Here is a 23,943-nt window from a genome sequence, read left to right as displayed (position 1 = left end):
CGAACCGCTCACTCGCTCTTCGGTTCCACGTAACGCGGGAACACACCAACGGGCGCCGGCAACAGCGTCCCCGGCTTGATCCGCTCCGCGAGCGCGGCAAACTGCCGAGCGTCCGCGGCAACACCGAGGCTGTCGAGCATCTTGGCGCAAGATTCCGGCATCACCGCCTGCGCCATGATCGCGATCTGGCGCACGACTTCGGCGGTGACATAGAGCACCGTCTTCTGGCGCGCAGGATCGGTCTTCGCCAGCGCCCACGGTGCCTCGCCGGCAAAATAGCGGTTGGCCTCGGCGACCACGGCCCACACCGTGTTGAGCCATTGGTGGATCTGCTGAGTCGCCATCGCGGTCCGCGAGGTCTCCAGCATGGCGTCGGCCTGGGCCAGGATCGCCTTGTCGTTGTCGCTGAACTCGCCTGGCTCAGGCAGCACGCCGCCCAGTTGTTTTGCGATCATCGACAGCGAGCGCTGCGCCAGATTGCCGAAATCATTGGCGAGGTCGGCGTTGATGCGCGCGACAATGGCCTCGTGGTTGTAGTTGCCGTCCTGGCCGAACGGCACCTCGCGCAGGAAGAAGTAGCGCACCTGGTCGACGCCGTACTGGTCGGCGAGATTGAAGGGGTCGACGACGTTGCCGACCGACTTCGACATCTTCTCGCCCCTGCTGAACAGGAAGCCGTGGGCATAGACCCGCTTCTGCACGGGAATCCCGGCCGAGAGCAGGAAGGCCGGCCAGTACACCGCGTGGAAGCGGATGATGTCCTTGCCGATGATGTGCACGTCCGCCGGCCAGTAGCGCCAGTTCGCATCGCCCTCGTCCGGATAACCGACACCGGTGATGTAGTTGGTCAGCGCGTCGACCCACACATACATCACGTGCTCGGGATCATTGGGGACCTTGACGCCCCAGTCGAAGGTGGTGCGCGAGATCGAGAGGTCCTTCAGGCCGCCGCGCACAAAGCTCATTACCTCGTTGCGGCGCGAATCCGGCCCGATGAAATCGGGCTGGCTCTCATAGAGATGCAGCAGCTTGTCCTGATAGGCGGACAATCTGAAGAAGTAGCTCTTCTCCTCGACCCATTCGACCGGCGTGCCCTGCGGCCCGCGGCGAACGTTGTCCTCGCCGACGACGGTTTCGTCCTCGGCGTAATAGGCCTCGTCGCGCACCGAGTACCAGCCGGCATAGGTGTCGATGTAGATATCGCCGTTCTGCTGCATGCGATTCCAGATCGACTGCACCGACCTGTGGTGCGCCGGCTCCGAGGTGCGGATGAAGCGGTCGAACGAGACGTTGAGCCGCTCGTCCATCTCCCTGAAACGCGCGGCGTTGCGGGTCGCAAGTGCTTCCGGGCTCATGCCCTCGCCCTGCGCGGTCTGGATCATCTTCTGGCCATGCTCGTCGGTGCCGGTCAGGAAGAACACGTCCTTGCCGTCGAGCCGCTGGAAGCGCGCCAGCGCGTCGGTCGCGATCGCCTCATAGGCGTGGCCGATATGCGGCTGGCCGTTCGGATAGGCGATCGCCGTCGTGATGTAGAAGACGTTGCCGCGATCTGCGGCCGGTGCGGCTATGGGCGCAGACACGGGAGCAAGCGCGGCGGGCTTGGGCTGCTTCGGCGCACGGGCCGGCTTTGGCGCCTTGCTGGCTGCCGGAGCTTTCGGTGCCTTGGGGGCCGGCGATACCGGAACCTTTGCAGCCGCGGCCCTGGGCGCCGATTTGGCGGCCTTCTCCGTAGCCTTCTTCGCTGCCTTCTTTACTGTCTTCTTGGCCGCTTTCTTCGCGCCCGCTTTCTTGACGGTCTTTTTGGCAGCCTTCTTCGCCTTCTTGACGACCCGCTTGGCCTTCTTGGCGGCGCGCGACTTGATTGCGGACTTGGCTGCGGCCTTCTTCCCACTTGCGCGAGCGGGCGCCGCCTTCTTCGTCTTCTTCGCCTTCTTCTTCGACGATTTCTTCCTAGCGGTCGCCACCACAAAATCCTCTGCAGATCGAAATGGGAATGTCGGGAGTGTTGTCAGACGGAGCGTCTATCGGGTTGCATCGGCGAGCATCGAAAACACCGAGAAAACCAGCGGCTTGCGCTCCAGATTGTAGGCTTCGGTATCGCGCGCGGCGCGGACGATCTTTTCCCATACCTCCGCCAGCCGTGCAAGGCGCGGCAGATTGGCATTGGCATCGCCGGAGCGCATGCGCTCGCTCATCCAGCGATCGATGCCGTCGATGAAGGCCGCAAGCGCGACGCGATCGCTGGTGCCGAGCGCGTCGCCCAACGCATGCAGCTCGCGCGGATCGACGTTGGGCAGCGTCGCGAGCAGCGCAGCGGTGCGCTGCTGCAGCTTGAGGGCGTCGCCGCCGAGCAGCGACAGCGCCCTGCCCACACTGCCCTCGGATGCGGCCGCTGCCTCCGCCAGCGCGGGATCGTCGGACGCCATGCCGGTCGCGGCGGCGGCCGCGCGCAACACGTCGTCCTGCTCCAGCGGCCGCAGCAGCAATTTGCGACAGCGGGACAAAATGGTCGGCAGCACCCGCGACGGCGCGTGGCTGACCAGCAGGAACAGCGACTGCTGCGGCGGCTCCTCGAGGACTTTCAGCAGCGCGTTGGCGGCGTTGGGATTGAGCTCGTCCACGGTATCGACGATGCAGACGCGCCAGCCATCAACCGCGGCGGTCGAGCCGAAGAACGAGATCGTCTCGCGCGTCTCGTCGACCGTGATCACCGTGCGCAGCACGCCGCGGTCGTTGAGGCCGCGCTCCAGCACCAGGAGCCCGCCATGCGCGCCGGCCGTGACCTGCCGCGCCACCGGATCGGATGGGTCGAGCCGCAGCGTCGGCGCCCGCTGAACCTGCGAGGCCTTGGGATTGCGGAACGCCAGCACGAACCGCGCCATGCGATAGGCCAACGTGGCCTTGCCGATGCCCTGCGCGCCGCCGATCAGCCAGGCGTGCGGGATCCGCCCGCTGCGATAGGCGTCGAGCAAGGCCGTCTCCGCCTCGCGATGCCCGAACAAATCGGGCGTTTCGCGCGGATGCCGGACCGCGATCTCCTGTTCGACCTTGCGCGCGCTCATGCCGGGCTTGCCGCCGATTGCGTCGCGCGCAGGCGTTCGCGCAGCTCCGCCCATATTTTGGCCGTGACCGCATCCGGATCGGGTGTGGCATCGATCAGCACGCAGCGCTGCGGATCCTCGGCCGCAATCTTCCGGTAGGCCTCGCGCAGATCCTGGTGGAACTTGACGTCCTCCGCCTCGAAACGATCTGCGGCCGCATTGCCGCGGCGGGCGCTGGCGCGCTGCAGGCCGACCTCGACCGGCACGTCGAGGATGAAGGTCAGATCGGGCTTGAGATCGCCGATGGTGACGCGCTGCATGGCGTTGACCAGGCCGGGCAGCACCTGCCCGAGCTGGCCCTGATAGGCGCGCGTGGAATCGAAGAAGCGGTCGCACAGCACCCAGATGCCTTGATTGAGCGCCGGCAGGATCACGGTGCGCACATGATCGTCGCGGGCAGCCGCGAACAGCAGCGTCTCTGCATCCGGCCCGAGCAGCTTGCCCATCCCCGACAGCACGAGGTGGCGGATGATCTCGGCACCCGGCGAGCCGCCGGGTTCGCGGGTCACGATGACGCGCAGCTTGGCGGCGTCGAGCCGCTCGGCGAGCTTGCGGATCTGGGTCGATTTGCCGGAGCCTTCGCCGCCCTCAAAGGTGATGAAGCGACCGCGCAAGCTCGGCCGTTTGACTGCTGCCTCTGCCATGTCAGAGCTTCTCGACGCCGGCGCGGAACATGCCGATGACGAGCTCCTGCACGCCGTCGAGCGCACGGCGCATCGTCGACCCCGTGGCGACGGGGTCCGCCGCATAGACCGGCTGCTCCACCGCGACGTTGCCGCCACGCCAGACCCTGACCACGCCGATCTTCTGGCCGGCCGTGATCGGCGCCTTGACCGGGCCGCTATAGACGATGCGCGCGATCAGCTTGTCGTTGCCGTTCTTCGCCACCATGACCTTGACCGGATCGGGGGTGGTCAGCTTGACCGAGCGGCTCTCGCCGCCGAATACCCGGGCGTAACCGACCGGCTGGTTGGCCGCGATCAGGGTTCGGGTCTCAAAACTGCGGAAACCCCATTCCAGCATCTTCTTGGCCTCGGTGGCGCGGTCCTCGGAATCCTCGAGCCCGTTGACCACGACGATCAGCCGTGTGTCGTTCTGCACGGCGGACCCGACCATGCCGTAGCCGCCCTCCTTGGTGTAGCCGGTCTTCAATCCGTCAGCGCCGGGCAGCGCGTTGAGCAGCGGATTGCGGTTCTGCTGGCGGATCTTGTTCCAAGTGAATTCCTTCTCGCCGAACAGCTTGTACATGTCGGGATAGGTCAGGATGATGTGGCGCGCCAGCACCGCGAGTTCCCGCACCGTCATCTTGTTGCGGGGGTCGGGCAGCCCATTGGAATTGCCGAAGGTGGATTTGGTCAGGCCAAGCTCGCGGGCGCGCTTGGTCATGAAGTCGGTCGCGAAGGTATATTCGTTGCCGGCCAGCCCCTCGGCCAGCGCGATGCAGGCGTCGTTGCCGCTCGGGATGATCGCGCCGTGCAGGAGATCGTCGATCGAGACCTTGCTGTTGATCGCCGCGAACATCGTGGAGGTACCGGACGGCGCGCCGCCCCGTCGCCAGGCGTTTTCGCTGATGCGGTACTCGTCGGTCAGCTTGACGTCGCCCTTCTTGATGGCGTTGAACACCACCTCGGCCGTCATCAGCTTCATCATGCTCGACGGCGCGCGCAGCTCGTCGGCATTCTTCTCGAACAGCACGCTGCCGCTGGAGGCCTCGACCAGGATCGCGGTCGGCGCATCGCCGTCGAAACCGCCCTCTTCCTTCTTGGCGCCCTGCACGCTGTTGTTGGCGGCATAGACCACCCCGCCGCAGCCGATCGCCAGCGCGACGACGGCCGCGATCAGGCCGCGCCAGCCTCGTCCGGCGCGAGCGGCGAACGTGCGGGGAACTGCGGTCTTTCCTGCCATCGGCGATGTCCTGAAAGACTGCGTTCTAACAGGTGGAAGTATCGCAAACAACTGAGGTATTTGCGCTTATGCACGGCCGGCTGGATTGCCGCCTGCGCGGAACGTCCGTAATCTTGGAACCGGCAAAGGCAACAGAACCGGCAAACAAGGCGGAAACGCGATGTCCTCCTCACGCACCATCACCGTCAACGGTATCGACATGTTCGTGCGCGAGGCAGGCGAAGGACCGCTGGTCGTGCTCTGCCACGGCTGGCCGGAACTGTCCTACTCCTGGCGGCACCAGATCACCGCGCTTGCCGCCGCCGGTTTCCACGTCGTCGCGCCCGATATGCGCGGCTTCGGCCGCACCAGCGCGCCGGTCGAGGTCGGCGCCTATTCGATCTTCGACACCGTCGGCGACATGGTCGCCCTGGTGGCCGCGCTCGGCGAGAAACAGGCCGTGATCATCGGCCACGACTGGGGCGCGCCGGTGGCCTGGCACGCGGCGCTGTTCCGGCCGGATATCTTCACCAAGGTCGCCGGCCTTAGCGTCCCCCCGCCTTTCCGCGGCCGCGGTCGCCCGCTTGAAACCCTGCGCGAGGGCGGCATCACCAATTTCTACTGGCAGTATTTTCAGCCGCCGGGCGTCGCCGAGGCCGAATTCGAGCGCGATGTCATCAGCACCATGCGGCTGGTGCTGGGGCGCGGCGTGTCCGATCCGGATTCAATGTTCGTCGACGAGGCCAAGGGCTTTCTGGGCAAGCTGCCGGGCGACAAGCCGCTGCCGACCTGGCTGAGCGAGGCCGACATCGCCGAGTTCGCCCACAATTACCGCCGATCCGGCTTCCGCGGCGGTCTCAACTGGTACCGCAACCTCGACCGCAACTGGGAGCTGACCGCGCCCTGGCAGGACGCGCAGATCCTCCAGCCCTCGCTGTTCATCGCCGGCTCGAACGATTCCGTCATCACCGGGCTGATCGGCGCCAAGCGGGTGGCCGACATGGAGCGCGTGCTGCCGAACCTGAAGCAGAAGCTGATCATCGAGGGCGCCGGCCACTGGATCCAGCAGGAGCGCCCGGACGAGGTCAATGCGGCGCTGATCGCATTCCTCAAATAATCTGGCGAAGTACCTGATTCAGTAGAGGCCGCGCCCGCTCAGCACTTCCGCCGGGCCGCGCGCGTCGATCGGCACATAAGCGGACGCCGGGCTCGGGCTCGCGGCAAAGCGCTCGTCATTCTCGTAGGACACTTCCCGCGGATTGTGCAAAGCGCGACCACGGGAGCGGCCGGAAGCGGACATTTCGGAGGTGGCATTGACCGAGGCGTAATCGGCCGAGGTATTGCCGAGGCTGTAGGGCCGCCCCTCCGGCAGCGGGACATCGCCGCGGATCCGGCCGGACGAGGACGACAGATCCGGCACGAACGGCCGGGCCGAGGCGACCCGGACCATCGACGGCGACGGTGCCGGCGTGCCGGTACGCAGGGTTGCCATCAGCTGGCGGTCGTCGGAGCCTTCGAGCGGCGCCCGGCCGACATATTCGACGCGGACCCGGGCGACGCCATTGCCTTTGAATTCAAGCAGTTCGGCGGCTTTGTTCGAGACGTCTATGAGGCGGTTGCCGTGATACGGGCCGCGGTCATTGACGCGCACGACCAGCGACCTGCCGTTGCTCAGATTGGTGACACGGGCGTAGCTCGGCATCGGCAGGGTCGGATGGGCCGCGGTGAGCGAGCTCATGTCGAACACCTCGCCATTGGCCGTGAGGCGGCCATGGAAATCGTTGCCGTACCAGGAGGCGATGCCGTCGGCCCGGTAGTTCACGTCCTCCTCCGGCACGTAGGTGCGGCCAGCGACGACGTAGGGCTTGCCGATCCGGTAGGTGCCGCCGCCCTTCGGCACGGGATCGCCAAGCGCGACCACGCGCGGGCTGGACGACACGCCGTATCTGGGGTCGACGCGGCTGGCGAACTTGTTCGACGAGGCGCAGTTGGCGAGGACGAGGCACGTGGCCACCGCAACAGCGCCGCGCGCCGTCCGGATGATCGAATCTGGCCGTCTAATCCCCATCTGCCCCAAGTACCATTCTGCCGGACCCGCGCCTACTGCGAGGCGTCGAGGTCATATCCCCATGATGCGGCCCACCTTCCGCACCAGACCGTGACGATATCGCAACCGGAACACGGCGGAAATGGGGTGAGCTTTCAAGCTAGCCCGCCGTGGTGAATGGTCTGTTGCGCGCCCTCCGTTGATCTACTGAGCTAGAGCCGCACCAAGCGGGCTCACGTGTCCCGCAATCAGACACACTGTTGCAGCAAATCATCAGTCTCGGCGCATCTTCGATTCCAACAATTGAATCTTTTTGACTGTGCAAGGCTGCAATCGTTCTCTCGCCTGCGGGGCGCAAAGGAAGTTTGCGATGATCGAGACGGTTACAGCGGTTATGGGCCTGGTGAGTGCAGCCATCTTCGTGGCTCACGCTGTGGAAGGCTACTGGTATCGGGCCTGATCGGGTCCGTTGAAAGCGGAAAGACGCATCATCTCTTTCCAGGAGCAAGAGCGACAGTTCGGAAAGCTTTAATCAATTCGGATGAGCATCCCTTCAAGGCAGGTGTATCATGCGTAATCACGATTTGGTCTCCGACGGATTTCTGACCCTGACCGCAGCGAGCTTCGTGCTGCTGTGCTCGAGCCTGCTAGCGTTCGCGTTCAGCTGAAGATTTAAGACCTTGGGGCGCCCGCGCCCATCCATGGGCACCCGCATGCCCCTTTCGCGAACCTCCCCCCTTTGCTATGTCGCTCGCATCCAGACGGAAGGGTGGCCGAGTGGTTTAAGGCACCGGTCTTGAAAACCGGCGTGCCCGCAAGGGTACCGTGGGTTCGAATCCCACCCCTTCCGCCAGTATATATCCTCCGCATTGCTCTATCCACGGTTGCATCTCTGCGGAGGTCTCCTCCTGGACCGTGCACCGCCGATCAAGAAAACCACGACCGGCTCAAGGGGGCCAGAAAGAGGCAGACGGACGATCCAGCCCCCGTCCAAACGAACACCGGAGGCGTCAGCCCCCGGTGTGTACGTCGTTTCGTCGTGTGGACCGCATTACGCCAGGAGGTGATAGTTGATCAGTGTCCCGGCCCCCTTGTCGGCCTCGGTCTGGAACCCCGCCGGATCGTATTGACCAATCAAAGCTATGCTCGCCGTGTGAACGCCGTCAGTGGCGCTTAGCGTTCCGCCGGTCCCTTCAGCGTTCGCGGTGTAGTTCAGAGTTGTGTCCGCGAAGTTGAAATCAAGCAAATCCAAATGATTTTCGGAGGTCATACCTGAGACAATGCCCGAGAAGTCGAAGGCGTGATCTAGTGCCAGAGTTCCCGACGAACCGGCCGCGAATGCCACGTTTCCGGTCGAAGTCGCGGCAAACTCCAGCGTAGCCATCCCACTTATGATCGCCGATCCGGTGCCGCTGACATTGCCCTCCACGGTGACGTTCCCACCATTAGCCCACAGGACGCCGTCATTGACGATGTCATTGTGAACGACGAGACCTCCACTTCCGATCGCTTCGAGCGTTCCGGAATTGGTGATTGAGTTCGTCCCCGTATCGATGTCGAGCGAATTGGTCCCGGTTGCGATGATTGTCCCCTCGTTCACGAGGACCATCAGTCCAGCGCCAAGGTGTCCGGCTCCCGAGATGATATTGTCCACGTTGGTGAACGTGACGTCGCTGCTTGCACCAGCAATGAAGTTTCCGGCGTTGTCGGACATAATCAGCTGACCGCCGCCCTCCAGCGTGATGCCATGTCCCACGAGCTGAAGATCGGTTTCGGCGCCGGCTGAATTCAGCGCGATCGTACCGGTGTTGTGGATCACGCCACTGAGCGGCAAGATCGCGCCGTCGTCGATCGTCATCGTGATCGGATTCTCCGTGAACGGAGTCTGGTTGAACGCGAAGTCGTCGGCGGAAAGCGACGCGGCACCCACGCCATAGAGGGTGATCGATTGCCCCTCCCCCAGCGTGATGACGGCATTGCCGGCACCGTCGTCGACAGTGTGCGCTTGAATGTCGGCGAAGCTTCCGAAACCGACGTATCCGACCAGGTCGATCATGTCGTGCATCGCGTCGAAACTGTAGACGACGTCGTGGCCAATCGGCTGCGAGAATACGAGCACGTCGCTACCGCTTGAGGCCGTCAGCGTATCGGTGCCCGCAACGGCGAAGATGGGAGAGCCCGGTGCATACGCTTCGACATTATCGATGACGGTTGCGTGTCCGATACTGCCATCGGAATTCGTCCAGGCCAGCGCGACATTCAGGACCGCCGCTCCGACGTAGTCGACAGGCGAGGTGATCGCCAGCGACGACACGTTATTGGTCGTCACCGTCCAGCTGCCGTCGCTGTTGTGCGTCCCCTCGTTCAAGGTCCATCCCGAAGGAACGCCGGTAACGGTCACGGTGGTGGCTCCGACGTGATCGGCAGGATCGTTCAGGGCCAGATTGATCTCGGAGCCCGCAACGCCTGCCGGTTTTGCGACGCTCAGCGTGATCGTGTGGACGACACTGCTGCTCGTGCCGTCGCTGGCCACCACATTGATGATGCGCGCCGGGGAATCGATGTGCGCTCCGGATTTGGTGTCAGCGTACTGGAGTCCTCTGAGGATGGTTTGGTAAGTGCTGACGGAAGCCGACCCGGTGATGGACAGAGTGACCGGATCCGTATTGTTGGTTACGGTCGACGTAAAGCTCACGGTCAATCCGGCAGCCGTAGCGGCCGAGGATGCGGCAGCATTGAGCGACAGTATCTCCCTGATACCGGTCCCTGAACTATTATCCTGCGGATTCGTGAGCGTAATTGTCAAAGACGTAAGATTTGTTGAGTCGGAATCGGAGATCGTCGCCGTAGGAACAATCGCCAGCGGTGCTGTCTGTGATGGATAGCTCGCCGTGGCGTCATTGCCGGCGCCCGGTCCATTCAAATCTACAACCGGCGCGACGTTCGTCGCATTGATGGTGATATTGGCGGTGTCGGTTGCAGTGGAGAAGGCTGTCGTACCTCCATTGGAGGAGGTGTTCACACCGGTCGCTCCGTTCGACCCACTGGTTTGGTCCCAGGCGCGGAATGTGATGGCGCCTGTATCCGTCCCGGCAAAACCCGGGCTCGGCTGGAAGTAAAGTCGCGTGTTGGCGTCGGCCGACAGCAGCAGAGCCGACGTGTTCGACACCGTGCCCACGGCCGTCCATGTCCCACCGTTGTTGGTGGAGAAGAACCAGGTGCCATGGCTCGTATCGGTGCCAACCAGTGCGATGCCGGTCACCGCACCGGTGTCGGCATCAGTGACGTTATCAAGGCCGCCGACCGGAGGATTGAGATCGACCAGCGCCGAGACAAGTGTCCCGACTGCACCGACGGGCGCTCCGACCCCCTGGTTCTCGGACGCGAGGACCGGTGTTTTGGTTGCATCCAAAACCGGCGCGTCGTTCGCACCGTTGATGGTCACGTCGATCACCTGCGTGGCGGTACCGTCGAACGACTTCACTGTCAGCGTATCGTGTACCTGCGTGCCGCCTGCGAGTGCCTGGACATTGGCTTGGCCGTTGCCGAGCGTGTAGCCCCACACGCCGCTTAGCGCGTTGAAGGTGAAGGTGCCGTAGGTGCCAGCCAGGGAGGCCGGGGCTTGGAAATGGTTCTGCCCCGTATCCACATCATTGGCCGTCAGCGTATTGCCTGCCGTCAACCCGCCGTCCTCGGTCACCGAGCCGCTCGGGGTACCCGTGATGGTGGCCGCGTCGTTGGCGCCGGTGATGTTGACGACGATGTCGTGGCTCGCCGAGTTGTCGGCGGAGGCAACGGTGAGCGTGTCGGTGGTGGCCTGGCCGGCGATCAGGGCCTGGGTGGCGCTGCGCGTGTCGTCGAGCGTGTAGGTCCACGCTCCCGTGGTGGTGTCGAAGGTGAAGGTGCCGTAGGTGCCGTTCAGGCTGGCCGGCGTGGCAAAGTGGTCCTGCCCGGCGTCGACGTCGGACACCGTGAGCTGGCCGGACGCACTCGGGTCGCCCGCCGTGGTGTTGTTGACGCCGCCGGCTTCGCTGGCGGCGTAGTCGCCGCCGGCGACCACGCCGATCGCAGCGGTGTCGTTGGCGCCGGTGATGTTGACGACGATGTCGTGGCTCGCCGAGTTGTCGGCGGAGGCAACGGTGAGCGTGTCGGTGGTGGCCTGGCCGGCGATCAGGGCCTGGGTGGCGCTGCGCGTGTCGTCGAGCGTGTAGGTCCACGCTCCCGTGGTGGTGTCGAAGGTGAAGGTGCCGTAGGTGCCGTTGAGGCTGGCCGGGGTGGCAAAGTGGTCCTGCCCGGCGTCGACGTCGGACACCGTGAGCTGGCCGGATGCACTCGGGTCGCCCGCCGTGGTGTTGTTGACGCCGCCGGCTTCGGTCACCGAGGTGTCCTCGCTGCCCGATGCCGTGATGGTGGCGGCGTCGTTGGCCCCGATAATGTTGACCGTGATGGTTTGGCTTGCGCTGCCGTCGGCCGACGTCACCGTCAGCGTGTCGGTGGCCGGCTGGCCGGCGATCAACGCTTCGGTCGCCGTCTTGCTGTTGTCGAGCGTGTAGCCCCACACCCCGGTCGCAGGATCGAAGGTGAAGTTGCCGTAGGTCCCGGCCAAGGCCGTCGGATCCACGGCAGCAAAGTGGGCCTGGCCCGCATCGACGTCATGGACCGTCAACGTGCCGCCCGCACTGGCATCGCCGGCGGTTGCCTGAACGGTGGCGTTGCCGGCGCCGGCCTCGGTCACCGAGGTGTCCTCGCCCGCCGACGCCGTGATGGTGGCTGCGTCGTTGGCGCCGTGGATGGTCACGGTCAACGTGGTGGTCGCAGTCGCTCCCGCGGTGTCTTTGACCGTGTAAGAGAACGTGTCTGTGAGGGTATCGTTGAACGTCGGCAATGCGTTCACTGCCGTATCGGCATTGTTCACGTTGTAAGTGTAAGAACCGTCAGCATTGAGATGCAGCGTGCCGTGCGCACCGACGATATCGGACCCGGCACCTGTGCTTAAGGTAGCACTCGTCGTCCCAGCGACAACGCCGGCGACAGACTTCGTGGCAGAACTAAAATCAAAATCGTTCGTCAGAACGTTGCCGGTCGGATTTACACCGGGCGTCCCATTGTTGACGCCGCCTGCTTCTGTCGCCGAAGCGGTATCCGATTTGGCCGCAATGGTAAGAACCCCGGCGCTATCGCGAACCTCAACCTTCTCAATGGCCGCGACCTGCAAATTCAAGGTCTTGAAAGTGTAGATGGTCTCGTCAGACTGCCCGGTCTGCGCATTGATGTGCGCCGGCACCCAAACATTCTTGTAATAGGAAATTTCAGCCTGGATGTTGCTGTCTGCGAGCTGCGCAGTGCTCAGCCAAATCTGAAGTGTATCGACGTCCGGGGTCGCCCCCGCTTTGCCTAGCTGTACCGCGCCGCTTCCGCCGTTGTAGGAGTCATATCCCGGGAATGACGATCCGGTGATCGTCGACTGCGTACCCACGCTTCCCAACGTGGTCTGGTCCGCTCCGGAATATGCAACCCCTCCGCTGATCTGCTGGGTTGCTGCGCTGAAACCAGTTGATCCGAGGATATACTGATTTTCGAATGCCTTGTAGATAAGGATGTCGGTTCCTGATCCTCCCAAGAGAACGTCGAAACCGCTGCCCCCGTTGAGGATGTCATCGCCGGACCCGCCATTCAGGCGGTCATTTCCTGCTCCACCGGAGAGAATGTCGTTTCCCGACCCGCCGACCAAATTATCGTTGCTCTGTGTACCCGAGAGGATGGTCGTGCCGCTGGCGCTTGCCATTACTTTCGCTCCAAAATCTTGTTCGCAATAATTTCGCGGTCGGAGGCCGACCTATTCAAAAGTTCAAATCGGTCGAGGTCTGAAATCTCGACGCGGCGTCGCGCTCGGCGGCGTTCAACCGACCAAAAGGTCCTGGATCGCGTTGATGAAGTAGCCGCCAGGGCGCGTTGCCTGCCAGCAGATGACTCGCGAGACCTGCGGACTGATCGAGCGGAAGGTCGGAAGAACAACGTGTTGAAGCGACTGAGATGCTCTGCAGGCGCGGTTCGATTCCGGACCTGTCAAGCGTAGGCTCGACTATGATGTGCGGCAATACTACGCAAACCAACGCCTCCTCCTCCACTCTGCTGGGGCAGAGCAGGAGCGATTGCAATTCAATTCACTGAAAACACGAACGCCCATCCAAATTCGCGTGGGCATCCGGCCAAAGAAACATCTGCCGTTGCAATATGCACTTTGCCTACCGTGAAATGACTACGACCGCCGTAACCCCTGCCTGCTGCGTGCTTCGGTCCGCACACCGCGCACCCTGAAAATGCTTGTCGCTTAAATTTTCTCGTTACGTAACTTCAATCCCCGACCTCCCCGTGACGGGTTCAGCCGGGCAAGGATCCCTTAACCTAGAAGGATCCCTTAACCTAGTTCGCGTGCAGATTGCAGCAAATTTGTGCGATCGTCTACATGAACGAGATTTGTGTTTGCTTAACCATTAACGTCGCTAAACCACGGACTTAGCCGTGATTTCCAATGAACGTCCTCCGGAATTTTACGGTGGTTTCAGCGGGAACCTGCAGCTAGCCCCCTTCAACCCTGCGAATTGCCCCCTTGCCGTGACGCAAGATGCAGGCGCCTGTCGTGGATCAGGTTTTCCAGGCGATGGGCGGCGACGTTCACCGCCGTGACGTGGCGCTCGGCATTCTCGCCAGCAGCATCCCCATTGCGCTGGATGCGAAGCACGCGGTCGATCTCGCGCTCGATCTCGTCCAGCTCGGCGGCCTGCTCGCTCATCCGGATCCGCGGCCCGAGCGCATAGAGCTCGTCGAGCGCTTCCTGCCGGCTCTTGAGCTCGACCGGCCGGACGAACTTCCACGCCGCCGCAAGGATCGAGGCCAGCGCACCGGCGATCATCGGCGCGAGGAAGATCGCATTGCCCCACTTGTCGAGAAAACTTTCCCGCGTGCCGTCGTAGAACGCAGCCGCTCCCGGATGCACGGGCAGGTAGGCGTCCGCGGCGGTGTCGGGTGCCGTGATCTGTCCCAGCATGGGCAATTCCGCAAGCAGATCCCGGCGAGCTTTCATGACCGACTCGGCCAAGTCGCCGATCAGGTCGGCGCCGAGCTTCTTCTGGGCCACGAGATAGAACGACGTCCTGAGCGTGGTCAGATCGTCAGAGGGAATTGGCGGCGCGCCGCGCACGGTGCCCTTCGGCACATCGAAACTTTCGTAGGCACTCTCCTTTTCGGCGATCGCGCCGGCGGACTCCACCGCGATCATCACGGGGCCGGTTTTCGCACCATGCGCAAACAGGCCGCGCAACAGCGCCAGGTATTTCTCCGTGAGCGGAATCACGACCAGGATCGCGCGGACTTCCTTGGCCTCGAGCGCGCGCCGCGCATCGGCCGGAGCGATGTCCTTGAACGTCACGCCGGCCCGCGCGAGGTCGTATTCGTCGGTCAAGACCTTGATGAGCTTCTGGTTGGCCTCGCCGCCGATGACGCCGATCGTGGCACGCTTGAGCTCGCTGACGTCGGATATCGAGGCTCCCGGCGGGGCGACCAAGAGAGCTACGGCATGCGCCAGCACCATGACGGCCTGTGCCTGCGAGAGATCGCCGACGTCGCCGCGCACCACCGCCAGATCGACCTTTCCGGCCGCAAACTCTTTCGCGGATTCCAGCGGACCTATGGTGTGAACGATGTTGAGCCGCACCGGCGCGCCTGACTGGCCAAGCTTGCCGGCAATCGCGGACACGAGCTTGGTCGCCTCGCCGTCGAGCGAGCCGACCGCAACCGTCAGCGTCGTCGGCATTGTGTACCAGCGATATGCGATCAGGCTGGCGCCGCCGACCAACAGCGCCACCCCGGCGACCAGGGTGATCCGCAACCATGCCGGTAATCTGATCGCATCCATGACCGTTCACCGACTAGCCTTGGCTCGGCCGGTCATCGCCTCTCGAACCAGCCCAGGGTCCGGCACTGCGGATCGCGTACCGCGGGATCTTGCAGCGATAATACGTGGTCTCCATTCCCTCAACAATGCGCTCCTCTCCCCAGGCGCGGTGGAGGCGGTGCTAACGGCGACCGAGCAGTGATTGCCGATAGCCGCTGTCGCGTGCTTCGTTCCTGCATACGAAATTGCCATCCAGCCCCATGGCGTAGCGCTTCTGCCATTTGAGATAGTAGCGCCCGTTCCGGAAATTGAGCCACACCACGGTATCGTCCGGGCAATGGCGCTGCGCCTGGGCTTCGTATCGAAAAGGCGTGAGCGGCAACGCGGCCGCGTCTTGTGTCAGGCAAAATTGGAGGATCACGACCGCGAATGCGAGAATCTGTAGCCTGAACACAAGCGACCCTCGTCAGTCCCAGAGGCGATGACGTCATTATCGGTGCGCAGCGTCGCCTTGACCAGTGCAATCTGTGTCGCAGGACGCCGGCGTTGCGGGCGGCTCCCGCCGGATCACTGGCCAGCACAGCGATCAGCGGATAACATGACTGTGGCGACTGACCGTCCTGACCGACCTTGGGAGGAGAAACGCAATGAAACGGACCCCGCGTCTTTTGCTGGCCGTCTCGCTACTCGGGCTAAGTGCCGTCGCATTATCGGGATCAGCGCTGGCTGATGGCTACGGAGCGCCGTTCGCCCCGCGATTCCCCTGGGGATTCGGATACGGGTCTCCGCCGACCTATGACGGCTACCTGTTCTCCAAAGGCTACCCTGTTTACACGGGCCACGATGTGACTGCGATCGCCGTCGATCTGGTCAACGCGCGCTTCCGGCATCGGCGCGTTGTCGGGCCCGGGGTGATCTACAGCCAGCCAAATCCGTACTGGTGGTGATTCCGGATTGGGGACTGCAGCGCGGCCAAACGTTTCGGATGCGTGACGTGATCGCGGACTACGCCGGCAACAGACCCGCCGCGCGATAGCCGTCGATCAGTGCGTCGTAGAGCGAGATATCCGCGCGGCTTCGTGCAACCAGCTGCGCGCCGGCGATCGCCGCAAAAATGGCGCGGGCGCGCTGCTGGCTTTCCTCGGGCCTGACCACGCCGGCGGCGGACAGCACCCGGCTCAGCCACGCCACGTTGACGTCGGCAAAGATCTGGACCTCCCGCTTCACCGCGTCAGGCAGATCATCATATTCGGCAGCCATGAAGCTGCAGAGGCACATCCGATTGTCGTTCGCAAGCGCCTTGCGAAACGTCTCGGGATATTGCCGCAGGCAACGCGCCGGGTCCGGCGTTGCTGCCGACAATGCCTCCAGAGCTGCCGCGGTATCCTCCCAATAGCGCCGCGCCACCGCCGCGGCGAGATCGGCCTTGCTTGGGAAGTGATGGTAGATGCTCGCGGCCTTGATCCCCACCTCGTCCGCCAGGTCGCGAAAGCTCAAGCCGCCATAACCGCGCGCCTGCGCAATTCCCTTGGCGGCGGCCAAAATGGCTTCCCTGGAATTTGCACCCATTTCAATCCCTCATTGCTTCAGACTCAAACCTACCAACTGTTAGATAGTGATTGACTGGGCAATGATAATCCGTTAATTCCACCTCTACCAAGTGTTAGGCAGAGAGGAGACCGCAATGCGAATTCATGATTGGCCGACCGGCCCCTATCCGGCACGGGTCCGGATCGCCCTGACCGAGAAGAACCTGGACTCGCGCGTCGAGTTTGTGCGCGTCGATCTGCGCAAGGGCGAGCACAAGCGGGTCGACTTCTTCGCCAAAAACTACTCAGGCACGCTCCCGGTGCTCGAGCTCGACGACGGGACGTTCATTGCCGAGTGCACGGCGATTACCGAGTACCTCGACGCGCTCGATGGCACCGCCACGCTGACCGGCGCGACGCCGCGCGAGAAGGGCATCATCCACATGATGAGCAAGCGCGCCGAACTCGAGCTGCTCGACGCGATCAGTGTCTACTTCCACCACGCCACGCCGGGGCTTGGGCCCGATGTCGAGCTTTACCAGAACGCGGAATGGGGGCTGCGTCAGCGCGACAAGGCGTTAAGGGGCATGCACTATTTCGATGCGGTCTTGAAAGGACAACCGTTCATCGCCGGCGCGGCGTTCTCGATGGCCGACATCACTGTGATCGGCGGGTTGATCTTTGCAGCGCTGGTGAAGCTGGCGGTGCCCGCGGAATGCGAGGCGCTGCTCGCCTGGTACGGACGCATGCGAGAGCGTCCAAGCGTAGCGAAGCAGCTGGCGATCCCCGCGCCAACCCGCGCGCCGGACTGACATCGCTGCCGCAGCCGCCGTCAGCGCACGCAAGCAGCGCTGCGGCGGGCCCTCGCCTTCGTCGGTCAACCGAACGTTAACCGTCGCTACCGCAGCATTCGGCGAGTGGAGGTTCGACCGATGCAGACATTCCGAATTTCGCTGAGCGATGGAACGCGGAAATTCCACACGGTGATTCAGGCGCCGGATTCCGCGTCCGCGCACATCAAGGCCACCTATTTCTTCGATACCTCGAAGTGGCGGATCCTCAATGTGTCACTGACCGGAGCCGGCGCAGTCGCGGCATAGCCGCGGGCGTCACGCCATCGGTCCAGTTCGGCCGCAGCAAGTCTTGCGATCGTCAGATCGATCTCGGCCAGCGGATCGGCATCGCCGAGGTACCAGGCCGCCGACAATCCGGTCCAGGCGAGGATCCACGACAGCAACCGCCGGCGGTCCATCCCCGCAACTTCCGTCACGATATCGACGCGGCGCGCAAAGCGCCCGGGTACGATTGCGACCGGACGTGTCGGGTCCGCAAGATCCGGATTGGTGAAGATATTGGCGAAGTCGAAGCCGCGCTCGCCGACGAGATGCTTTGGATCGATCGCGAGCCAGCCGCGCGCACCGAAGTCGAGCACATTGTCGTGGTGCAAGTCGCCATGCAGCACCACCACCTCGCGCTGATCGCCAAGCAGCGCCTCCGCGGCTGCAGCCGATCGACGCATGATGCCGCCATGCGTCCGCGCCGCCGGCCACAGCTCGCGAAACCAGTCGGTGAGCGGCGTCAGGTCCGGCCGCGGCTTTGTTCTGGCGGTATGCAGGCGGGCCGCCGTCGCACAGAGGAAATTGCAGGCCTCATCGTCCCATCCGGTTCGGGCCATCTCGCTGAGGGAGGTGGGTCCGGTGGCGCGCTCCAGCAGCAGCGCGTCGCCCTCGCGGGCCAGCACGCGCGCCGCGCCATCGCCGTCCCACCACTCCATCACGATGCCGCCGAGGCGCTCGTCGCGTTCGGTCGACAGTTTGAGCATCGCAGGCTCGCCGTGCCGCCGCACCGGCAACAGCCGCGCGGCGTGCGTCACGATCGGGTTGCCGTCAGGAATGAGGCTCCACGCGGACAGATAGGGCTCGAACATTTCGGAGACGGAGTTTTGGGAGTTTGGCGGGCCGGGGCTGAGCCCGTCGTTCTAGTCACTGCCTGCGGCAGCTGCCACCCGTGGCGCCTGCGGCGCTTCGTGGCAGCAAGTTTCGAGCGGGTTCCGCGCCGCCCTGCCCATGTTGGCTGATGACAGCCCCCACCCACCTTGCGTTACAATGTCGCGCCGCTGGCATGGGAGGTGTGGCGATGCCGCGAAAAGGAATTACCGGACACGATGATTGGGTGGTTACCGAGGCCCTGGCCACGGCGCTGGTCGCCCTCGAGCAGTTGCCGTCAAAGCATCAGCCGCGTGCGCATATGGAGGACGTCCGGAAAATCCTGACGTCCAGATGCGAATCCGGCGCTGTCACCCTGCATCTTGCGCAGGCCAAGTGCCGGCTGTTTCCCGACACCAATCCCCTGATCATCTACGAGGAATACGGCCTCAAGGACGGATTGGGATAGCAACCAGCGGCACGCTGCTCAGGCGCCGCCGGTCGATATGATGGGGGGGACGATCAGTACTTCGCCACCACGGGACCGCCGAACTTGTAATTCAGGCGAACGAGGCCGATGTCGACATCCTGATCGATTCGCCTGTCACCGGCGGCCAGACCAGCCGGCGTGGTGAAGCCAACGGTACGGTGCCCCATGAACAGATGGTCGTATTCGATGCCGATCGACCAGTTCTGGGCAAAGCCGACTTCGAGGCCGGCACCGACAACGCCGCCCCAACGTGTCTCATCCGCGGAAGCCACCAGCGCGCCTGCCCCCGGAAACCCGGGAGCTACGTAGACGTCGTAGCGGTCGTCGACGACGGCACCGCCGCCCTTCACGTAGAACAGCACGTTGTTCCAGGCGTAGCCGATCTGTCCGGTCAACAGGCCGAAGGCGTCGATGCGGCTGCGGTTGCGGTCCGCGGCAAACAGAGCGCTGATGTTGTCGCCGGAGAAGTCGGCCCAGTTGCCCTGCCCCTCGATGCCGAACACCCAGTTGGCGGCTTGCCAGCGGTAGCCGACCTGGCCACCGACCGTTGCTCCGGTGGAGTCGTGGCAGCCCTCGGGAACGAGAATGCCCCTGCCGGGCGAGACGAAATCCCAGCACTTGTGGGTCGAGCCGCCGCCGCCGTTGATGCCGATGTAGAAGCCGGTCCAGTCATAAACCGCAGCGACCATCGGCGGAGCCTTGGTGTAAGGCCGCGCGGCCAGATCGGCCGCGTTGGCAGAAACCGATGCTCCGAGCGCAAGCGCCATGATGGTGCCAACCGCAATCTTCCGCATTCCAAAATCTCCCGCCCCAAAAATTGCTTGAATCACTGGCGTGAGAATATCGGCAGAATGCACCTCAAGGCTGTAGCGCGCCTGCCACAGTCTTTGCTCCATCTCGGGCGCTGCCCAAGGGCTCGCCGCTACTCGTGGCTGATACGCCAGATCGTGCCGTTGCCGTCTTCCGAGACCAGCAGCGCGCCGTCATTTGCCACGGTCACGCCGACCGGACGGCCCCAGACCTCGTTGTCGCCAATGACAAAGCCGGTCACAAAATCCTCATACTCGCCGGTCGGCACGCCGTCCTTCAGCCTGATACGGACCACCTTGTAGCCGGTCCGCCGGGACCTGTTCCACGAGCCGTGCTCGGCGGCAAAGCCATCGCCGCGATATTCGGGCGGAAAATTGCTCCCGGTGTAGAAGGTGATGCCCAGCGAGGCGGAGTGCGCCTGCAGGAGGACGTCGGGGATGGTCACCTTGTCCTTCAGATCGGGGCGCGCGCCGACATGGGCGGGGTCCTCGTTGCCGCCGATATAGAACCACGGCCAGCCGTAGAACGCGCCTTCGCGGATCCGCGTCACATAGTCGGGCACGAGATTGTCGCCGCGGCTGTCACGCTCATTGGTCGAGCACCACGGCGTGCCGCTTCCCGGCTGGATCGCGAGCCCGACGCAATTGCGGATGCCGGTGGCAAACAGTTTTTGGTTCTTGCCGTCGGGATCGAAGGCGAGCACGGCGGCACGATCGGTTTCCGCGCCCCAGGCCGCGCCGAGCGGGCGTTCGGTGCTCCAGCCGTCGGGCGCCCTGCCGAGCCCCTCGCCCGCATTGCCGACGGAGCCGACCGACACCAGCATCCGCTTGTTGTCCGGCGTGAACACGATGTCGCGGGTGGAATGGCCGAAGTAGCTGTGCGGCAGGCTGGCGACGGTCTCCGGTTTTCCCGACGCCTTGAGGTCGCCGCTACGGTAGGCGAAGCGGACCACGCTGTCGGTGTTGGCGACATAGAGCCATTGCGGATTGTCGCCATTCGGAAAGAACGCGATGCCGAATGGCCGGGTCAGTCCCGTCGCGTAGGTCTCGTTGGTCGCGGGCTTGCTGGCGCCGGCGGCGCTGCGCAGGACACGGATTCGCCCCTGCGAGGTTTCGACGACGAAGATATCGCCATTGGGCGCGGTCCGGATGATCCGCGGCCCGCTGAGCCCGCTGGCAAACAACTCGATCTTGAACCCCGCTGGCACCTGCGGCACGACCGATGCCGGGCGCGTCATCACGCGGGGCGCGTTGCTGCTGGAGGGGGTCGCGCCGGGCTTCGGCAGATCCTGCGGCGTGATCAGTCTGATCGTGCCTGGCTTGTCGCGCTGCCAGTCGCCGAAGGCGTCCGCGCCCTTCAGCACCGGCTCGGCGCCCGATCCCGTGACGGTCATCGCAGCGAGCAGGACGGCAGCCAGGCTCACGCTGACAAGGTTCATTCCGGGCATGTTGCTCCCCGCGCGATGTCCGCGTCCGTCTTTACCTCAATAGCGCAGATCGGCCATCGTCTCCGTTCACAATGTCGTCTTCCTGAGCGGCCTTCTCAATGTCCTTTGGGCGGCGCTGACAGATCGATCGGCTTGATGATCAATGCGAGCGGGATCATCGCAAGGCCGATCAGCCCAAGCAACCAGAACACATCGATATAGGCGAGCAGATCGACCTGCTGCTGCAGGGTCTGCCCGACCCAGGCGACCGCCTGGGACGCGGCGTCGGAGGCGTTGGAGCCCTGGGCCTGGAAGAAGCGCGTCATGGCATCGATGGTTTGCTGATACCCGATGTCGGAGGGTGCGGCGTGCTCGATCAGCCGGTTCTGGTGGAATTGCTGGCGCTGCGCCAGCGCGGTCTGGGCAAGCGCGACGCCCATCGATCCGCCGACGTTGCGCGCGACGTTGATCAGCGCCGATGCCTGGTTGGTCTTGTCCGGCGGCACGCCGTCGTAGGACGCGGTCGTCACCGGCAGGAACAGGAACGGAAGTCCGGCGGACAGGAAAATTCGCGCCAGCGCAGCGTAGCCATAGGTGATGTCGCCGGTCAGCCCGGTCAGATGCCACATCGAATAGGCGACGATGACCCCGCCGAGCGAGATGAGGTATTTTGGCTGCACGCGGCTGACGAGATTGCCGACCACCGGCATCAGGATCAGCGTGACGATGCCGCCGGGCGACAGCGCGAGCCCGGCGAGCAGCGCGGTATAGTTCAGCTCGGTCTGCAACAGCTGCGGCAACAGCTGCGTCGATGAGATCAGGACGGCGCCGGTGCACAGCATCACCAGGAAGCAGGAGCCGAACTGGCGGCGTCCGAGCAGGCGAAGGTCGACGATCGGATCCTTGCGCGTCAATTCCCAGGGGATCAGCGCGATCAGGCAGAACGCAGCGGCCAGCGCAAAGCCGACGATCATGCTGGAGCCGAACCAGTCCTTGCGCTGTCCTTCATCGAGCACGAATTCGAGCGAGCCGAGTCCGATCGCGACCAGCACGAAGCCGATATAGTCGACGCGCAGGCCTTTGCTGAGCAACGCCTTCCGCTCCTCTTCGGCACCCGACGGCTCCTTCACCAGCGTGCCGACCAGGAACAGCGAGATGAGGCCCATCGGAACGTTGATCAGGAAGATCCAGTGCCAGGTGTAGGTGTCGGTGATCCAGCCGCCGAGCGTCGGCCCGATCACGGGCGCAACCACGACGGCGACGCCGTAGATCGCAAAGGCCTGGCCGCGTTTCCCCGGCGGAAAGGAGTCGGCCAGGATCGCCTGCTCGCTCGTTGCCATCCCGCCGCCGCCGAGTCCCTGGAGGATCCGGAACAGCACCAGCGCCTCCAGGCTCCAGGCAAATCCGCAGAGCAGCGAGGCGAACGCGAAGGTGGCGACGCAGATCATGTAGAAGCGCTTGCGGCCGATCACGGTGGAGAGCCAGCCCGAGATCGACAGCACGATGGCGTTGGCCACCAGATAGCTGGTGATGATGTAGGTGCTCTCGTCGATGCCGACGGCGAGCCCGCCGGCGATGTGGCGCAAGGCGACATTGGCGATCGTGGTGTCGAGCACCTCCATGAAGGTCGCGATCGAGACGACGAAGGCGATCAGATAGGGATTGTGCCCACCGGCGGCCGAGCGCTCCGGCGACCAGGAGGCGCCGCCGCCGTCCACGGCATCGCTCATCGCACCCGCGTCCAGGGCACCACCGACATGCCCGGCCCGACCGGCACGTCGCCCGGCCAATTGTCGACCACGATCTTGACGGGAACGCGCTGCACGACCTTGACGAAATTGCCGGTGGCATTCTCCGCCGGCAACAGGCTGAACGCGGTGCCGGAGCCTGGCTGAACCGAGGCGACACGGCCGGTCAGCTTGCGCTCCGGATAGGCGTCAATCCTGATCTCGACCGGCTGGCCCGGACGCATGTCCGTCAGCTGGGTTTCCTTGTAGTTGGCGGTGATCCAGACCTCGTCCGGCACGAACATCATGACGCTCTGGGCGGGCGCAACGTAGGTGCCGACCGCACCGCTCAGCTTGACGACGCGCCCGGACTGCGCGGCAACGATGTTGGTGTATTGCAGATTCAGCCTGGCCTGATCGAGCTGCGCCTTCGCCTGCTCGAGCGAGGCCTGGCTGCTCTTGCGCTGCGCCTCCAGCGTCTTGACGCCGAGCTCGGCCGCGGTCACTGCCGTCTTCGCGCGGCTGGTATTGGCCTGCTGGGCATCGAGGTCGGAACGCGTCTGCTGCTGCCGCTGTACCGTGCCGGCGCCCTTCTCGACCAGATTCTGCGCACGGGACGCCTCCTCCTCGGCGAACTTCAATTGCGCTTCGGCCTGCTGCTCCTGCGCGCGGGCCTGCTTGATCTGCTCCTGCTGGCTGTCGAGCTGCGCCTCGACATTGGCGATGTTGGCTTGGGCGATCGCGACCTGCGCGCCGGCCTGCTCGACTGCGATCCTGTAGTCGCGCTCATCGATCCGCGCCAGCAGATCGCCGGCATTGACGTGCTGGTTGTCGGTGACGGGGACGTCGACGACATAGCCGCCGACCTTCGAGGCGACCGCAAAGCTGCGCGCGGCAACGAAGGCGTCGTCCGTCGATTCATAGTGGCGAATGTTCAGCCAGTAGGCGCCGCCACCAATCAGCGCGGCCAGCAGCAGGACCGCGCCCGCAGCGGCAAGCATCCAGTGCTGACGCAGGCGTTCACGCAGCGACGGCTTCTTGTCGGCCTCCCGCGCGTCTTGCACCGTTGATGACTTGTCCGGTGCGGATTTCTGCTCAGGGGTGCGCTCG

Annotated in this window: 18 protein-coding genes and 1 tRNA gene; 5 read left to right on the top strand and 14 right to left on the bottom strand. The window is 64.1% G+C overall.

Annotated features, from left to right (window positions below):
• Positions 1-8 precede the first annotated feature (8 nt).
• The 4 genes from metG to CI41S_RS27260 are packed head-to-tail and all read right to left on the bottom strand — an operon-like array spanning position 9 to position 5,006.
• Positions 9-1,964, bottom strand: a complete 1,956-nt coding sequence (gene metG, locus CI41S_RS27275) for a methionine--tRNA ligase (RefSeq protein WP_139862411.1) — start codon at positions 1,962-1,964, stop codon at positions 9-11.
• 57 nt (positions 1,965-2,021) lie between these two features.
• Positions 2,022-3,062 carry a DNA polymerase III subunit delta' gene (locus tag CI41S_RS27270; protein ID WP_139862410.1) on the bottom strand — a complete coding sequence of 347 codons (1,041 nt, stop codon included), beginning with the start codon at positions 3,060-3,062 and terminating at the stop codon, positions 2,022-2,024.
• Positions 3,059-3,745, bottom strand: coding sequence for a dTMP kinase (gene tmk / locus CI41S_RS27265; protein ID WP_139483625.1), 687 nt, complete (start codon positions 3,743-3,745; stop codon positions 3,059-3,061). Before tmk ends, CI41S_RS27270 begins: the two co-directional genes overlap by 4 nt.
• A 1-nt stretch (position 3,746) precedes the next feature.
• Complete coding sequence (locus tag CI41S_RS27260) at positions 3,747-5,006, bottom strand: D-alanyl-D-alanine carboxypeptidase family protein (protein ID WP_244626713.1); 1,260 nt, start codon at positions 5,004-5,006, stop codon at positions 3,747-3,749.
• Positions 5,007-5,166: 160 nt separating this feature from the next.
• On the opposite strand from CI41S_RS27260, the gene CI41S_RS27255 reads away from it, so the two are divergent.
• The gene (locus tag CI41S_RS27255) at positions 5,167-6,102 is read left to right on the top strand and encodes an alpha/beta fold hydrolase (RefSeq protein WP_139862409.1); all 936 of its coding nucleotides are present in this window, start codon (positions 5,167-5,169) and stop codon (positions 6,100-6,102) included.
• An 18-nt stretch (positions 6,103-6,120) separates the two neighbouring features.
• Here the strand turns inward: CI41S_RS27255 and CI41S_RS27250 are convergent, their stop codons facing one another.
• A complete protein-coding gene (locus tag CI41S_RS27250; protein ID WP_139862408.1) occupies positions 6,121-7,053 on the bottom strand; it encodes a septal ring lytic transglycosylase RlpA family protein in 933 nt (310 codons plus the stop codon).
• A gap of 742 nt (positions 7,054-7,795) precedes the next feature.
• Between CI41S_RS27250 and CI41S_RS27245 the strand changes: the two genes are divergently transcribed.
• Positions 7,796-7,885, top strand: a tRNA-Ser gene (locus tag CI41S_RS27245).
• Positions 7,886-8,083: 198 nt separating this feature from the next.
• Here CI41S_RS27245 and CI41S_RS27240 read toward each other — a convergent pair.
• The 3 genes from CI41S_RS27240 to CI41S_RS27230 form a co-directional block, all read right to left on the bottom strand.
• Positions 8,084-12,817, bottom strand: a complete 4,734-nt coding sequence (locus CI41S_RS27240; protein ID WP_139862407.1) for a beta strand repeat-containing protein — start codon at positions 12,815-12,817, stop codon at positions 8,084-8,086.
• 804 nt (positions 12,818-13,621) lie between these two features.
• Entirely contained in the window at positions 13,622-14,947 is a 1,326-nt protein-coding gene (locus CI41S_RS27235; protein ID WP_139862406.1) for a type 2 periplasmic-binding domain-containing protein, read from the bottom strand.
• 160 nt (positions 14,948-15,107) lie between these two features.
• Positions 15,108-15,365, bottom strand: coding sequence for a hypothetical protein (locus tag CI41S_RS27230; RefSeq protein WP_371815120.1), 258 nt, complete (start codon positions 15,363-15,365; stop codon positions 15,108-15,110).
• A gap of 208 nt (positions 15,366-15,573) precedes the next feature.
• Between CI41S_RS27230 and CI41S_RS27225 the strand changes: the two genes are divergently transcribed.
• Positions 15,574-15,873, top strand: coding sequence for a hypothetical protein (locus CI41S_RS27225; protein WP_139862404.1), 300 nt, complete (start codon positions 15,574-15,576; stop codon positions 15,871-15,873).
• A gap of 58 nt (positions 15,874-15,931) precedes the next feature.
• On the opposite strand, the gene CI41S_RS27220 is transcribed toward CI41S_RS27225, so the two are convergent.
• Entirely contained in the window at positions 15,932-16,495 is a 564-nt protein-coding gene (locus CI41S_RS27220; protein ID WP_139862403.1) for a TetR/AcrR family transcriptional regulator, read from the bottom strand.
• A 115-nt stretch (positions 16,496-16,610) separates the two neighbouring features.
• Between CI41S_RS27220 and CI41S_RS27215 the strand changes: the two genes are divergently transcribed.
• The gene (locus tag CI41S_RS27215) at positions 16,611-17,267 is read left to right on the top strand and encodes a glutathione S-transferase (RefSeq protein WP_172628211.1); all 657 of its coding nucleotides are present in this window, start codon (positions 16,611-16,613) and stop codon (positions 17,265-17,267) included.
• Positions 17,268-17,482: 215 nt separating this feature from the next.
• Here the strand turns inward: CI41S_RS27215 and CI41S_RS27210 are convergent, their stop codons facing one another.
• Positions 17,483-18,382 (bottom strand): aminoglycoside phosphotransferase family protein, encoded by a 900-nt coding sequence (locus tag CI41S_RS27210; RefSeq protein WP_139862401.1) that lies wholly within the window; start codon positions 18,380-18,382, stop codon positions 17,483-17,485.
• Positions 18,383-18,591: 209 nt separating this feature from the next.
• Here CI41S_RS27210 and CI41S_RS27205 point away from each other — a divergent pair, with 209 nt between their 5' ends.
• On the top strand, positions 18,592-18,849 hold the full coding sequence (locus tag CI41S_RS27205) for a hypothetical protein (RefSeq protein WP_172626922.1): 258 nt from the start codon (positions 18,592-18,594) through the stop codon (positions 18,847-18,849).
• A 53-nt stretch (positions 18,850-18,902) separates the two neighbouring features.
• Here the strand turns inward: CI41S_RS27205 and CI41S_RS27200 are convergent, their stop codons facing one another.
• From CI41S_RS27200 to CI41S_RS27185, 4 genes are all read right to left on the bottom strand, one after another.
• The gene (locus tag CI41S_RS27200) at positions 18,903-19,664 is read right to left on the bottom strand and encodes an outer membrane protein (RefSeq protein WP_139862400.1); all 762 of its coding nucleotides are present in this window, start codon (positions 19,662-19,664) and stop codon (positions 18,903-18,905) included.
• Between the two features lie 128 nt (positions 19,665-19,792).
• Positions 19,793-21,118: a PQQ-dependent sugar dehydrogenase gene (locus CI41S_RS27195; protein ID WP_139862470.1), complete on the bottom strand. Its 1,326-nt coding sequence runs from the start codon at positions 21,116-21,118 to the stop codon at positions 19,793-19,795.
• Positions 21,119-21,222: 104 nt separating this feature from the next.
• Positions 21,223-22,836, bottom strand: a complete 1,614-nt coding sequence (locus CI41S_RS27190; RefSeq protein WP_139862399.1) for a DHA2 family efflux MFS transporter permease subunit — start codon at positions 22,834-22,836, stop codon at positions 21,223-21,225.
• A complete protein-coding gene (locus CI41S_RS27185) occupies positions 22,833-23,834 on the bottom strand; it encodes an HlyD family secretion protein (protein WP_430650048.1) in 1,002 nt (333 codons plus the stop codon). Before CI41S_RS27185 ends, CI41S_RS27190 begins: the two co-directional genes overlap by 4 nt.
• Positions 23,835-23,943: the final 109 nt, after the last annotated feature.

This window comes from Bradyrhizobium ivorense (assembly GCF_900696085.1).
Classification (GTDB): domain Bacteria; phylum Pseudomonadota; class Alphaproteobacteria; order Rhizobiales; family Xanthobacteraceae; genus Bradyrhizobium; species Bradyrhizobium ivorense.
Note: the sequence above shows the minus strand (reverse complement) of the source record. Positions and strands in the feature narration are given on the sequence as shown.